This window comes from Niallia sp. 03133, from assembly GCF_052663225.1.
In genome coordinates this window covers 215,152-228,589 of the sequence record NZ_JBQTCY010000005.1, presented here as the reverse complement: position 1 = coordinate 228,589, position 13,438 = coordinate 215,152, and the positions used below count along the sequence as shown (strand labels likewise).

The 13,438-nt window shown below is 34.8% G+C and carries 12 protein-coding genes; 6 read left to right on the top strand and 6 right to left on the bottom strand.

The annotated features are described in order from the left end of the window. Positions 1-98: 98 nt before the first annotated feature. From ACTYBU_RS09280 to ACTYBU_RS09270, 3 genes are all read left to right on the top strand, one after another. Positions 99-1,001 carry an EamA family transporter gene (locus ACTYBU_RS09280; protein ID WP_445489111.1) on the top strand — a complete coding sequence of 301 codons (903 nt, stop codon included), beginning with the start codon at positions 99-101 and terminating at the stop codon, positions 999-1,001. Between the two features lie 609 nt (positions 1,002-1,610). Next, the gene (locus ACTYBU_RS09275; protein WP_445489110.1) at positions 1,611-2,039 is read left to right on the top strand and encodes a hypothetical protein; all 429 of its coding nucleotides are present in this window, start codon (positions 1,611-1,613) and stop codon (positions 2,037-2,039) included. Then, the gene (locus ACTYBU_RS09270) at positions 2,027-2,314 is read left to right on the top strand and encodes a YxcD family protein (RefSeq protein WP_445489108.1); all 288 of its coding nucleotides are present in this window, start codon (positions 2,027-2,029) and stop codon (positions 2,312-2,314) included. The genes ACTYBU_RS09275 and ACTYBU_RS09270 overlap by 13 nt, the downstream gene beginning before the upstream one ends. Before the next feature lie 769 nt (positions 2,315-3,083). Here the strand turns inward: ACTYBU_RS09270 and hmpA are convergent. Continuing rightward, positions 3,084-4,364, bottom strand: coding sequence for an NO-inducible flavohemoprotein (gene hmpA / locus ACTYBU_RS09265; protein ID WP_445489106.1), 1,281 nt, complete (start codon positions 4,362-4,364; stop codon positions 3,084-3,086). A 137-nt stretch (positions 4,365-4,501) separates the two neighbouring features. Here hmpA and ACTYBU_RS09260 point away from each other — a divergent pair, with 137 nt between their 5' ends. Continuing rightward, the gene (locus ACTYBU_RS09260) at positions 4,502-4,939 is read left to right on the top strand and encodes an Rrf2 family transcriptional regulator (RefSeq protein WP_445489104.1); all 438 of its coding nucleotides are present in this window, start codon (positions 4,502-4,504) and stop codon (positions 4,937-4,939) included. Between the two features lie 35 nt (positions 4,940-4,974). Here ACTYBU_RS09260 and ACTYBU_RS09255 read toward each other — a convergent pair whose 3' ends face one another. Further along, entirely contained in the window at positions 4,975-6,012 is a 1,038-nt protein-coding gene (locus ACTYBU_RS09255; RefSeq protein WP_445489103.1) for a PTS transporter subunit IIC, read from the bottom strand. A gap of 434 nt (positions 6,013-6,446) precedes the next feature. On the opposite strand from ACTYBU_RS09255, the gene ACTYBU_RS09250 reads away from it, so the two are divergent. Beyond that, positions 6,447-7,658 (top strand): ATP-binding protein, encoded by a 1,212-nt coding sequence (locus tag ACTYBU_RS09250; protein ID WP_445489101.1) that lies wholly within the window; start codon positions 6,447-6,449, stop codon positions 7,656-7,658. Between the two features lie 197 nt (positions 7,659-7,855). Here the strand turns inward: ACTYBU_RS09250 and ACTYBU_RS09245 are convergent, their stop codons facing one another. From ACTYBU_RS09245 to ACTYBU_RS09230, 4 genes are all read right to left on the bottom strand, one after another. Further along, entirely contained in the window at positions 7,856-8,863 is a 1,008-nt protein-coding gene (locus tag ACTYBU_RS09245; RefSeq protein ID WP_445489099.1) for a FecCD family ABC transporter permease, read from the bottom strand. After that, positions 8,863-9,870 carry a FecCD family ABC transporter permease gene (locus tag ACTYBU_RS09240; protein ID WP_445489097.1) on the bottom strand — a complete coding sequence of 336 codons (1,008 nt, stop codon included), beginning with the start codon at positions 9,868-9,870 and terminating at the stop codon, positions 8,863-8,865. Before ACTYBU_RS09240 ends, ACTYBU_RS09245 begins: the two co-directional genes overlap by 1 nt. A gap of 136 nt (positions 9,871-10,006) precedes the next feature. Then, positions 10,007-10,930, bottom strand: a complete 924-nt coding sequence (locus ACTYBU_RS09235) for an ABC transporter substrate-binding protein (protein WP_445489096.1) — start codon at positions 10,928-10,930, stop codon at positions 10,007-10,009. Next, positions 10,881-11,726, bottom strand: a complete 846-nt coding sequence (locus ACTYBU_RS09230) for an ABC transporter ATP-binding protein (RefSeq protein ID WP_445489095.1) — start codon at positions 11,724-11,726, stop codon at positions 10,881-10,883. The genes ACTYBU_RS09235 and ACTYBU_RS09230 overlap by 50 nt, the downstream gene beginning before the upstream one ends. A gap of 327 nt (positions 11,727-12,053) precedes the next feature. Between ACTYBU_RS09230 and ACTYBU_RS09225 the strand changes: the two genes are divergently transcribed. After that, the gene (locus ACTYBU_RS09225) at positions 12,054-13,019 is read left to right on the top strand and encodes an ABC transporter substrate-binding protein (protein WP_445489093.1); all 966 of its coding nucleotides are present in this window, start codon (positions 12,054-12,056) and stop codon (positions 13,017-13,019) included. Positions 13,020-13,438: the final 419 nt, after the last annotated feature.

The window sequence follows — 13,438 nt, the reverse complement described above, 5'->3', positions numbered from 1 at the left end:
GCCAGCTCTGTTTCGTTCACCCATCGCCATCTTAGGCGGTGGGTTTTTGTGCGTTAAAAATTAGAACAAGGATTTAAGAGAGGAGGAGGAGTGATAACATGCAAAAATGGAAGTATTCACTCTTGGTTTTAGCCGGAGGAGTTTGTTATGGACTTCTTTCAACGATTATAAAATTAGGTTTAAAAAATGGTTTTTCTATTACGGAACTAATAGGTGGACAATATATATTCGGGTGGTTTGGGCTGCTTATACTAACTTTTCTTGGCACACCTTACAAGGCATCCAAAAAGCAATGGATATCTTTATTATTAATTGCTGTCCCAATGAGTATGACTACTATTGCATATGGCTTTGCAGTAAAAGAATTGTCAGTATCCATTGCGATTATATTTTTTTTCCAATTTACTTGGATGGGAGTTGTGATGGAAGCGATAGTGAATAAGAAATTCCCTAGTAAAAAAAAGCTTCTGTCCGTTTTTACAATATTTGCAGGAACATTGTTTGCTGCAGGCATTTTTGAAGGAGACGTCCATAAGTATTCCATTTTTGGAATAGTATTAGGATTAGCTGCAGCCTGCTCTTTCGCTTTTTATATATTTTTTAATAGCCGTGTAGCAACGGAGATTCCAGCCTATACAAAAAGCTTAATTATGACAACAGGAGCAATGGTTATCATATGCAGCATTTTCCCGCCAACCTTTATGGTAAATGGGGCAATGAAAGATGGGATATGGATATATGCTCTTCTTCTTGGTTTACTGGGTGTTGTACTTCCAATCCTATTATACTCGGTCGGCACACCAAAAATTGGTGCAGGACTGAGTACGATTTTAGGCAGCATCGAATTACCCACCGTTGCAGTTGCTTCGATTATGTTTGTTCATGAATCAGTAACTGTTATTCAATGGTTTGGCATTATTCTTATTTTAGTTGGAATACTTGCACCTAATTTATTATCAGCAAGAGAAGAAAAAGATGCGGAGAAGGTTTTTCCGGCATAGACGGCTTGATCTATATGTGGATGATTTGAATCAGAAAGTGAAACAAAACGCTTCTAACCAGTTTCGATTTTATGGGATGTAGCGAAGACTTAAATAAATGCTATGGAATTTGCTACTATAAAGAGCATAGTTATATTTATCCCACTCTTAACGGGCAGTAAGACCCCCACTACAAGATGCCGAGAAATCGAGGAAGCTAGTGGGGGATAACGTAAAGGTCCGATAAGTGCAACTAACCATCAGTGGGGATGAGGAAAAACCCCCACTGATGGAAGTTTACTTTATTGACTTCCGCCCACTATTCTATTAAAATGGAATACATAAAGTTATTTATATACTCCAAAGGGGAGTAGCTTACAGTTATGTCGTCAATACGTGATATTACATCACCGGCTTAACTGGCAACGAGTATGTTGTTTGCGAGACCTTTGCCAATTAGGTAAAGGGATGAATATGTCTATATATAAACCTTTACCAATTAATTGGTAAAGGTTTTTCTGTTTTTTAGAATGAAATACCCATTAAGGAGGAGGAGCAGACCATTTAATTAATAGAAAAAAACAGATAATAAAAAAATTACTTAACTAAAAAAAATGGAGGATTTTTACAATGAAAAAATTATTTGCAGCATTTTTAACTTTAACACTATTATTTTCACCAGTTGGAAGTGTCATTTTCCATGATCAAACATCAACTGTTGAAGCAAAATCATATAAGTCAGGCAAAAAGAGCTTTAATCAGTCTAATTCAAACACAAATTCCTATTTCCAAAAGAAGAAAACAAATAATACGAATTCTTCTACAACAAGCAAAGCGAAAAAAGGTTTCTTTTCTGGCGGTTTAATGAGAGGATTAATGGTTGGTGGAATTGCAGGATTATTATTTGGCAGCTTATTTGCCAATATGGGAATGTTAGGTTCATTGTTAGGTTTTATCATTAATATTATTGCCATTATGTTCGTTTTTGGCATCATCCGCAAAGCGTTCTCCTACTTTAAAGCGAAAAAAAGGCAGGAAGCAAATACATGGAGAAATTAATTATCTCTGAACAAGAAATTATCAACGCGGTCTGTGTATATATTTCTCGAAAAAAACAAGTGCACCTCCAAGAGGTAGAGGTTGAGTTATTATTTGACGACGATTATGGATTTTCTGCGGAAGTGTTCGTTCATGGGCGCAAGCAAATGTTAATTACGCAAAATATAATAGAAGCTTTGCGATTATGGATGGAAGAGTATATGAATATTGATCCGTATATTGGAATAAAGCTTGTATTGGATGAGGAAGAGGGTATTATTGCCGTAACTAGTTAAGATTGAAGCAGGCAATTGTTGATAGCCTGCTTTCAGCATAACTTGCATGTTTAACTAGAAACTTTATTTACACTCTGAGACTGTTTACTCTAAAGTAGACAGTCTGTTTTTGAAAGTATAGATAGAATATAAACAGAGAATAGTGTCTAGCTCCGATGTACAGGATGTACTAGTGCCGATGTTGCAACAGGATGTTGCGTATTTAGTCGAGTTTCCTCTTTTGCGTACTTAATCGGCCAGCGCCTATCGCCTACCGTACTACAGGGCTCCTCCCTACGATAAGTCAAACTAACTGTCCGTAAACAGCCGATCGACTCAACTAACCATCAGGGAGAAGAGCATCCCCTGATAGAAGTTTCGCCTTATCTCAGTCGAAGCCCTTCCAGTCCGTACGGCGATAAACAAGGCGCTTGTGCTTTTCTAGTTCTTAACAAACAATTTATTCAGGTATTATCAGATATCCGTATAGTTGCAGGCTTTTACTTTTCATACATTTCCTCTTATTTTATCGTCTAATTATCGTTGAATTATATCCCTGTAATCCATATTTTCAGATTTTTAGAACTTTTTTCTAGCGTGATGAAAAAATGTATAATAAAATAAAACTATTAGGTTACAGTGAACCTTTTATTAATGGAGGATTTTACGCCTGTAAAGGCGAGATAACTATCTTATTATAATGATATACAAAATATTAAAGAAAATGGAAGGGGATAGTTTCAAGTGGATAAAAAAGAGGCCCAATGGAAGGAGCCCTTTGTGAAACAAATTATTTAGTTATTGTTCCATTTTCGTTTTCTAAATTTACGGATGGACCAAAAAATTCATAATGAATATTGGAATCGTCAATACCTAATTCTTTTAAAGTGAAAAGAATGCTGCGTAAAAATGGAACGGGTCCACATACATAATAGTGTGCATTTTTTTGAGTAAGTCTTGTTTGTAACAAGTCTTTATCAATAAATCCCTGCTTTTTGAAATGTTTATTCTGTCTATCCTCAGAAGTAGGGTTATCGTATACAAATGATAAGTGGAAGTTCGTTAATTTTTTTTCCAATGTTGTTAATTCTTCTTTAAATGCCTGAACATTTCCGTTTCTTGAAGCATGAATAAATTCTATTTCTTGATTTGGCTGATTTTCAGCAATAGTATTTACCATACTCATAAATGGAGTTATTCCTACACCGCCGCTTATAAATACAACTTTTGAATCTTCTATTGAGTCTTTTAAAGTAAATTCACCAGCAGGAGCAGTAGCTTCTATAACATCTCCAATATTTATATGGTTATGAAGATAGTTTGATACTTTCCCATTTGGCTGATTTTCTTCTGCTTCTTTTTTTACAGAAATTCGAAAATATTCTTTATTTGATGCAGCAGATAGACTATACTGACGGTTAAATAAATATTTCTCCTCAGGAATAGAAAGTCGAACTGAAATATATTGGCCAGGACTAAATGAAGGAAGAGCTGATTTGTCTTCTGCTTCTAAGTAAAAGGAAGTAATGCAATCACTTTCTTTTACTTTATTGATTACTCTAAAATTTTTATAATCATTCCAGCCACCTGTTTGGTCGGCAGCTTCTTTATACATGTCTTTTTCAATCGCAATAAAGACATCAGCAATTACACCGTATGCTTCAGCCCAAGCGTTAATGATTTCTTCTGTAGCCGCATCTCCTAATACTTCTTTTATAGAGGAAAGAAGGAATTGGCCAACTATCGGATAATGCTCTGGTTTTACTGCTAAACTGCGGTGTTTATGGGCGATTTGTTTGACAACTGGAATAATCGTTTCAAGCTTATCGATATATTTTGCTGCAGCAAGTATTGTATTTGCCAAGGCAGTTTGTTGTCTACCTTGCTTTTGATTGGTGTGATTAAAAATATTTAGTAATTCGGGGTGTGCTTGAAACATATTTTTGTAAAAAACCTCTGTAATTTTTGTTCCATGTACTTCTAATACAGGAACGGTAGATTTAATGATTTCTATTGTTTTTTTTGATAGCATAGTTAAAACCTTCCTTTTTAGTAGTATAATAATATACATCTATACTAGAATGAAAAAATACTAAAAGCAATATTTTAAATACATCTTTTAGAGCCTTATGTTAAAAAGTTAACAAAATGTTCACATTTACACTATGAAAAGCGTAATAATTATTATGTTGGATAGGAAGGGAAAGTATGAGACTAACTAGTTATACAGATTACTCACTTCGAGTATTAATTTATTTAGCAAACATTAACAAAGGGAAATTGGTGAATATAAAGGATATCGCAGAAACTTATGATGTTTCGAAAAACCATTTGATGAAAATTATTTATAATTTAGGAAAAATGGGATATATTGAAACGATAAGAGGCAGAAATGGCGGAATTTACTTAGCAATGAATCCATCTGATATCAATATTGGAGAAGTAGTTCGTAAAACAGAAGAAGATTTCCATATTGTGGAATGTTTTGAGGATCAAAGTAAATGTATTATTACACCTGTATGTTCTTTAAAACATGTACTTCAAGAAGCTCTTGAACAATTTTTAAAGGTGCTTGATCAATATACATTAGAAGATGTGATACAAAACAATATTCTGCTAAAACAATACTTAGCATTAAAATGTTGAAAAAAGCTGACTTTGGGAAAGTCAGCTTTTTTAGGTTAATCAAAATGCAGCTTATAATCTTCTGCTTTAATCATTTTTAATTTTTTGGAAAATAAATATATAAGGACAACATTTAATAGAAAAGGAATAATAAAGAAAGTACTGACCATTATGATGATATTTTGAGTTGTCCAACCTCCGTCGGCTAGGTGTATAAAGTTTAATGGTCCAACTAAGCCCGATAAACCGAAACCTGCACTATAAGGGGTCCCTTGAATGTTGAAATATCCTGCTAATGCACCTAAAAAAGCAGCTGTAATAAGCATCGGGATAATAATTTTTGGCTTCATAAAGAAGTTCCGCATTTGAATTTTCGGAGATCCAAGTACATGGGCTAATGCTGTTCCAAGTGCATTTGCTTTATAACTGGCAATTGCTAACCCAACGCCCGCTGCAACAATGCCTAAGTTGGCAGCTCCAGAGCCTATTCCTGAAAGTGAAATAACAGTAGCAACTCCAACAGTTGAAATTGGCGATAAAATAATAATACAAAATACAATAGAAATCAGCATTCCCATTATTATAGGCTGCAGGGAAGTGATGTTGGCTATTCCTATCCCGATTATTCCAGTAGAAGATTTGATAAAAGGTAAAATGAGGTAGCCGATCATTCCTGGTAATAGAATACTAAGTGTTGGCAGAAGCAGAATCGAATACTCTTTTAAACGCTCACCGACAAATTGAACAAATAAGACAGTTAAAGCAGCTGTAATCCCTGTATTAATAACAATACCAATTCCATTTAATGCAAATAAACCATCCGCGGTTTTCTGTATGGCTCCACTTCCCACCATTGCAGCAATTCCTACACTGGCAGTTTGGATAGAACTTAGTTTAAATGTAACACCAACCATTACTCCAATCATAACAGGCAATAAGCTCATGACAATAATCGTAAGATCTAAAACATGCTGCAATGCTGGAAAAGCAGGAATTAATAATTTTAATATTTCACCTAGCAATGCATTTGGTATTAATGAAACGACAATGCCTATACTCATACCAGTTAATAATTTATGAAAAAATTCTTTCATGTTAATATTCCCCAATCGCTTTGATTTTGGTGTTAATTATAGGGAACTTTCAGATAAGCGTCAATAAATATTTTTAACACTTCAACGCGAAAACGCAAAAAAGCAGTAAAACATAACAAATATATTATATAAGAATAGCAAAAAAGTTGAAGAAGGGGAGTTTTGTTGAAATCAATGGATATATTTATTTAGTGTGCAGACATAATTGGATAATGAGATAGGATACTCATTTTTTTCTCCTATTGGACCTTTGTATATTTAATGATAGTTCTTTTGACTGAAAAGTATATTAGTATCTGTCAATTAATAAAAAGAAAGAGAATGAGGAAATTTTTAGAAAAATAGTATATAATGAGCATTAACTAGCACTAAAAATGGTATATTTGGGAAAAATTTAAAAAGAAAATACATATCTCTTAAAAAGGTGTCTTAAAATGCAGCAATATAATGAAATATCTCAAAAAGTCTATTATTTTATTATGGTGAGTATTATCCTTCTAATGATTGCAGGAATCATGACAAGTTTTGTCAATGTAGAAAATTTAAGAGCAGGGCATTATTTACACATTATATTAGTCATTCTTCTATCTATCCTCTTATTGATCTATCCTAAATATGATACATCTATTGTGAGAAAATTTATAATGCTCATTGGCTCTACTTATTTCTATGGATTGTTTTATTTATATCCTGAAACCGCATGGTCCAGTTTTATTTTTATCTGTTTTATCCCTGCCCTTTCCATCTTGTTTTTTGATGCAAAGTTATTCTATTTTTCGTTATTTCTGAATGGAGTTTTATATACAGTCATGTATAGCTGCATTCTTTTTGCGAAAGACGGAACAGCATATCAATTTATGGAAATAAACATATTTGGCAATATCGTTAATTTTATGGGAAGTCAAACCATTTTATTTTTTATATTCCAGTTAACGTTTGCTCGAATAAAAAAACAGCAGTTATATAATGAGCAGCTACAGCAATCAGAGAGATTAAAAACAACTGGGCAGCTTGCAGCAGCAGTAGCGCATGAAATTAGAAATCCCTTAACAGTAGTAAAAGGTTTTCTGCAGTTATATGATGAGAATACTACACTTGATGAAAATTTGAAAAGGAATTTCTCGTTAATGTTTGATGAATTAGATACAGCAGAGCAGGTAATATCACAATTTCTTATGGTTGCAAAACCAGATAAAGATAAAAATTTGGCAAAAATAGAAGTTCATTTTGCTCTTAAAAGTGTAACCGATTTAATAAAATCATATGGACTATTGCGAGATAATAATATTTATTTAAATATTCAAGAAGACTGCGCTATTTTAATTAATTTAATAGAATTCAAACAGTTGATGATTAACTTAATAAAAAATGCGATTGAGGCTTCTAATTATGGACAATCGGTCATAATACAGGCGGAAAAGCAAAAAAATAGTGTGGAAATAAAAATAATTGATCATGGAGACGGAATGAATGAAGAAGAAATTCGATCTTTAGGGACTCCATTTTATTCTTTAAAAAGCAAAGGGACCGGATTAGGAATGATGATATGCTTTAATATTGTCGAAAAATATAACGGGAAGATTAACATTGTTAGTACAAAAGGAGAAGGAACAACTGTTATTATTCGGTTTCCAGTTGAAAAATAAATAGATACAAAAGGAAAACTCCTGATAGTTGGAGTTTTTCTTTTGTATCTATCATTATTGGATATCCCCTATTTTAACTTTCCGGACAATTTATTCTCTATCATTAAAGAATAAAAACTTATTTATATAAATTTACAAAAAAAAACAGCAGCATTGCTGCTGCTGCCGGATTAAAATAATAATAAATCCGGTTTCTATTATTTTTTTAACAATAAAAAGATAAAATAAGGGGCTCCAATGAAGGCAACTATGATACCTACTGGAATACCATTTGGATCGGCAATATTTCTGCCAATTGTATCAGCCAGTAAAAGCAGTAAACCTCCAATTAATATAGCAACAGGCAGAAATAACTTGTTCCTTGGTCCAACTAAAGATTTTGCTATATGAGGAGCCATTAATCCAACAAAAACAATGCTCCCTGCAGCGGAAACGGCTGCAGCTGCAAGTGCGATGGCAGAGACTATAAGAACGGTTCTTTCTTTGCCGATCGATACACCAAGACCAATTGTAACAGGTTCGCTAAGACCTAGTATATCCAGACGATATGCTTTATACATCGTAAAAGGGATGAGTAGAATAAGCCACGGAAGAATAGCATAGATAAATATCCAGTCATCTCCCCATATATTGCCGGCAAGCCATTTAGCAATAAAATCAACTTTAGCACGGTCGGCAGAAGAAATAAGCACAATCATCGCACCGGACAATGCCATAGCAAAACCTACTCCTACTAAAACGAGCTTTATAGGCTGAAAACCAGAAGTTCGATTATAGGAAAAGAAATAAATCAGTCCAAAGGTAATCATTGCTCCAACAAAGGAAAAAACAGGAATAAGATAAGTGAAGCTTCCTGCTTCTATCGGAAAGTACAAAAAGAAAATAGCAATGGCTACTCCAGCCCCAGAGTTGATGCCGATAATTCCAGGGTCAGCTAAATCATTACGGGTAATACTCTGTAAGATTGAACCAGATAAGGCCAGAGCAACACCAGCTAAAAATGTAATAATAATTCTTGGCAGACGTATGGAATATAACACAAAATCTTCTTTAAATGATCCATTTCCGAGAAATGTTGGAATTAGTCTGTTATAAGAGAGAGAAGAAGCTCCCAAACCTAAGCTGATAAAAATGGTGGCTAAAATGGCTAGTATGAGTATCAACAAAGTAAGACGTTGTTTTTTTAATAAAAATGGATGAATCATTAGTATCCTTTCCCTCCTTTCTTGACAATAAACAGGAAGAAGGGCAGTCCCAGCATTGCGACAATTGCTGCAATGGGTGTTTCGTATGGAGCATGGATTGTTCTGCCAACTGTATCAGCAATTAACATAAAGGCTGCTCCAAATATTGCTGACATAGGGATAATAAATCGATAATCTGGACCGACAAAAGCACGGACGATATGTGGAATCATTAATCCAAGAAAAGCCATGTTTCCAACAAGTGCTACTGAAGCCCCTGCTAAAATAGTAATGACAATAAAAAGGATAGCTTTAATATATTTTGTTTTTTGTCCTAAACCGACCGCAACATCTTCGCTTAGACTTAAAATAGTAAGTTGTCTTGACAGGAAAATAGAAATAAATATTCCAATGAGAACAAATGGAGTAATGAGCGAAAGTTGACTCCAAGTTGTTCCAATCAGTCCGCCGGATGTCCACATATAAACATTTTTTGAAATCTTAAAATAAATGCTGATGCCCTCTGCAACAGCGGTTAAGAAAGCTGAAATAGCTGACCCTGCCAATACAAGTTTTAAAGGAGTAAACCTCGTCGGATTTATTAATCCAACTCCAAAGACTAATAATGTTCCTAGAGCAGAACCGATAAAACAGACAACCACTATAATGACGTAATTAGCTGATGGGATAAAAGCAAGCGTTAAAGCAAGTGCAAAATTTCCCCCTGCTGTCAGTCCAAGCAAGCCTGGATCGGCTAATGGATTTTTTGTAATTCCCTGCATAATGGCACCAGATACTGCCAATGCAGCTCCAACAATAATCCCTGCCAGCTCTCGTGGTAAACGAATTTCGCGAAGCAAGGTAACTTTATCGCTTTTAACAGAAGAGGAAAGAGCCAGCCAAACATCCTTAATGGTTGTATCGGCCGCTCCTAAAATCATTGCCATAAAAAAAACAGCCAAAAGCATAACAATGCCGATAATAAATTTCCATGCAGGTGAAAAGTTTAGTTGATATTGTTTTGTCATCGATCATCTTTTCTTTCTAAATTATTGTGTAGATATGCTTAAAGCAGAAGCACTATCTTTCAGCATTAAAAATTAGTTTGTTTTATATGAACATTCCTATAGAAAAGGCAGCATCAATATAATGCTGCCGGATCAATTATCTACCGAGGAAATGCTCTTTAAAGAATTCCAGCTGATAATCCAATGTTAATGGATCATTAAAGTAAAACTCATTTGCGTTTGCTTCAAACACATGTTTGTTTTTAACTGCTGGAATTTCTTTAAATGTTTCTGTCGTTTGGAAAGAGTTATCTTGGTCATTGTATTTGCTGATAATTAGATAGTCGCCTGCATATTCTGGAAGAACTTCTGAAGATAATGCATAATAGCCATCTTTTAGGGCCATTTCTTTTACTTTATCTGGCATTTTTAATTTCATTTCCTGATAAAGAATTTCTGTGCCGCGTCCCCAGTTGTCTCCAAAAACATACAGCTGCTTATTATAGTTTTCAATTACAGAAACGGTAGTATCTTCACCAATTTTGGCTTTGATTTTTTCTCCCGCGCTTTGTGCACGTTGTTTAAAGTCATCAACCCAAGTCTTTGCTTCTTTTTCTTTATTTAATAATTTCCCGATTTCTAAATGCTGTGTTAAATAATCCACTTTTCCGTAAGTAAAGGTAACTGTTGGAGCAATTTCCTTTAACTTGTCTACATTTTTAATGTTGGATAAACCGATGATTAAATCCGGATTTAATTCGATGATTTTTTCTAAGTTCTCATCCGTTACTTCTTGAGCATTTTTTAATTTGTTATCAAAACGAGGATTCATTTTAGACCATGAATCTACTCCTACAACATTTACACCCAATGACATAACATTTCCTGCAAAAGAGGATAAAACTACTACACGCTGAGGATTTGCAGGAACTTTAACAGGGCCATTTTCCGATAGGTACGTGATTGTTTTGGGGTCCGTTTTTTTATCGGATTCATTTTTTGTTTTTTCTGATGTTTGGTTCCCGCATGCGCTAATAACTAACGCTAAGATTAGAACAAATGGAATCAGCAGTTTCTTCATTGTTGTTTTCTCCTTTAATTAGATGGTAAGTAAGACACATTGGTTTACGTGTTCTTGGATCTCTGCCAATTTCCGCATCGATATGGAAAACCTCTTTAAGAACCTCATGGGTGATAACTTCTTCACAGTTGCCCGCTTTAACGACTTCCCCGTCTTTTAGCGCTACAATATAATCAGCGAATCGGGCAGCTTGGTTTAGATCATGCAATACCATAATAATGGTTCTTTCTTGTTCTCTATTCAAATTTTGCAATAATTCCAGCACTTCCAGCTGGTGAGCCATGTCCAAATAGGTAGTAGGCTCATCAAGGAAAATAATATCTGTTTCTTGAGCAAGAGCCATTGCAATCCAGACACGCTGTCTTTGACCGCCGGATAATGCATCGACAGGACGGTATTTAAATTCTTTTGTACCGGTTACTTCCAGTGCCCAATCAATTGCTTCTATATCTTTCGATGTTAGCTTTCCAAAACCTTTTTGATGTGGAAATCTTCCATAGGAAACCAGCTCTCCAACGGTTAATCCCATAACAGTTTCTGGGGTTTGAGGGAGAATAGCCATTTTTTTAGCCAAAATCTTGGTGTTAACCTTTGAAATGTTTTCTCCATCCAAAACAACCGATCCGGACTGGTGGGATATAATTCTGGTAATTGCTTTTAATAAGGTGGATTTTCCACATCCATTGGAACCAATGATGGTTGTGATTTTTTTATCCGGTATTTCTACACAAAGATCCTTTACAATCATGCGCTCTCCGTAGCTAATACTTATATCTTCTGTATATAGGCGAACCATTGTATCCCTCCTTGGTCTACTTTTTTATAGTTATTGAGAATGATAATCATTAATAGGTAATTCCATCTTATTATCCTTTAATTTATCTGTCAATATAACATTGGAAAAAAGGAAGACAAGATACACAAATATTAACTGGTAAATTCCTTTTAATTTTATGGTGGTTGCCAAGAGCTGTTCATTTTAAGAAAATACAGTTCTTCGTTTTTTTAAATTTAAAAAGTTTTTTTATTTAAAAAACTTGTTGCATTTTTATACAGGTTGCTAGAATTAACTTATTATCTTCGGAAATGAAAATCGTTATCAATTAAGAGAAGAGGAACGGAAATGCAAAGAAATAAGAAAAAAAGAAGTAAAAAAATACATGCTATTGGAATTGTTTTCGTGCTTATAATCTTTGCTTTTTTAACTGCATGTGGAAAAGATGAACCATCTAAATCGGAAAATAATGAGGAAAGCGGCGGGGAAGCAAGAGTAATTAAACATGAATTGGGCGAAACCAAAATAGTTGGAGTTCCAAAAAGAGTGGTAGCACTTGAATTCTCTTTTGTAGATGGGTTATGGGAGCTCGGCGTTGCACCAGTGGGGATCGCCCATGAAAATCCTGATGATGTAGAAGGATTGTTAGGGAAGAAAATAAAGTATACTTCTGTTGGAACGAGACAACAGCCGAATTTAGAAGCAATTAGTGCGTTGCAGCCTGACTTGATTATAGGAGATTTAAACCGTCATAAAGATATTTATAAAGAGCTGAAAAAGATTGCACCGACTATTATTCTAAAAAGCCGAAACTCAACTTATCAAGAAAACGTAGATTCTTTTAAAATGATTGCAGAAACGTTAAATAAAGAAGATGAGGGCAAGGAACGTCTTGCAAAACATGAAGAAATCATTAATAAATTCAAAAAAGAAGTTCCTTCTAATGACAAAAGAACAGTTATGCTGGGAGTGTTTCGTGCAGATTCTTTAAGTGCACATGGTTCCAACTCTTTTGATGGAGAATTGTTGGAGAAAATAGGGATAAATAATGCCATACAAGATGCAAAAGAGCCTACTGTTAATATCAATTTAGAACAAATGGTGAAATGGGATCCAGATGTCATCTTTTTAGTAGAAGCAGATGAAGCGCTGTTAAATGAGTGGAAAAAGAATCCTCTTTGGAATCAAATTACCGCAGTAAAAAATAATCAAATATATGAAGTGGACAGAGCACTTTGGACAAGATACCGCGGTTTGAAATCAGCAGAAAGAATAACCGAAGAAGCCACAGATATTCTATATAAACAACAATAATTTATCCCACTCTTAACGGGCAGTAAGACCCCTGCCTCAAGATTCCTAGAAATCGAGGAAGATAGGCGGGGGATAACAGCCCGTAAAGGTCCGTTAAGTGCAACTAACCATCAGTGGGGGATGAGGAAAACCCCCACTGATGGAAGTTTACTTTATTAAAGCATGAGTGAATGCAACGATAAAAGCGTTTGTCTACAAACTGTGAGCCAGATTATTTTTGGCTCTCTTTTTTTATCCCACGCTTAACGGGCAGTAAGACCCCCACCTCTGGGATACCGAGAAATAGAGGAAGCTAGGTGGGGGATAACAGCCCGTAAAGGTCCGATAAGTGCAACTAACCATCAGTGAGGGATGAGGAAAAACCCCCACTGATGGAAGTTTACTTTATAAAGTAGAACGTATAAAAAGGAGGTTGCTTT

Excerpts from the sequence above, each read along its gene's own strand:
- ACTYBU_RS09280 (WP_445489111.1), top strand. The coding sequence starts at position 99 with ATGCAAAAATGGAAGTATTCACTCTTGGTTTTAGCCGGAGGAGTTTGT.
- ACTYBU_RS09275 (WP_445489110.1), top strand. The coding sequence starts at position 1,611 with ATGAAAAAATTATTTGCAGCATTTTTAACTTTAACACTATTATTTTCA.
- ACTYBU_RS09270 (WP_445489108.1), top strand. The coding sequence starts at position 2,027 with ATGGAGAAATTAATTATCTCTGAACAAGAAATTATCAACGCGGTCTGT.
- hmpA (WP_445489106.1), bottom strand. The coding sequence starts at position 4,364 with ATGTATATTATTATACTACTAAAAAGGAAGGTTTTAACTATGCTATCA.
- ACTYBU_RS09260 (WP_445489104.1), top strand. The coding sequence starts at position 4,502 with ATGAGACTAACTAGTTATACAGATTACTCACTTCGAGTATTAATTTAT.
- ACTYBU_RS09255 (WP_445489103.1), bottom strand. The coding sequence starts at position 6,012 with ATGAAAGAATTTTTTCATAAATTATTAACTGGTATGAGTATAGGCATT.
- ACTYBU_RS09250 (WP_445489101.1), top strand. The coding sequence starts at position 6,447 with ATGCAGCAATATAATGAAATATCTCAAAAAGTCTATTATTTTATTATG.
- ACTYBU_RS09245 (WP_445489099.1), bottom strand. The coding sequence starts at position 8,863 with ATGATTCATCCATTTTTATTAAAAAAACAACGTCTTACTTTGTTGATA.
- ACTYBU_RS09240 (WP_445489097.1), bottom strand. The coding sequence starts at position 9,870 with ATGACAAAACAATATCAACTAAACTTTTCACCTGCATGGAAATTTATT.
- ACTYBU_RS09235 (WP_445489096.1), bottom strand. The coding sequence starts at position 10,930 with ATGAAGAAACTGCTGATTCCATTTGTTCTAATCTTAGCGTTAGTTATT.
- ACTYBU_RS09230 (WP_445489095.1), bottom strand. The coding sequence starts at position 11,726 with ATGGTTCGCCTATATACAGAAGATATAAGTATTAGCTACGGAGAGCGC.
- ACTYBU_RS09225 (WP_445489093.1), top strand. The coding sequence starts at position 12,054 with ATGCAAAGAAATAAGAAAAAAAGAAGTAAAAAAATACATGCTATTGGA.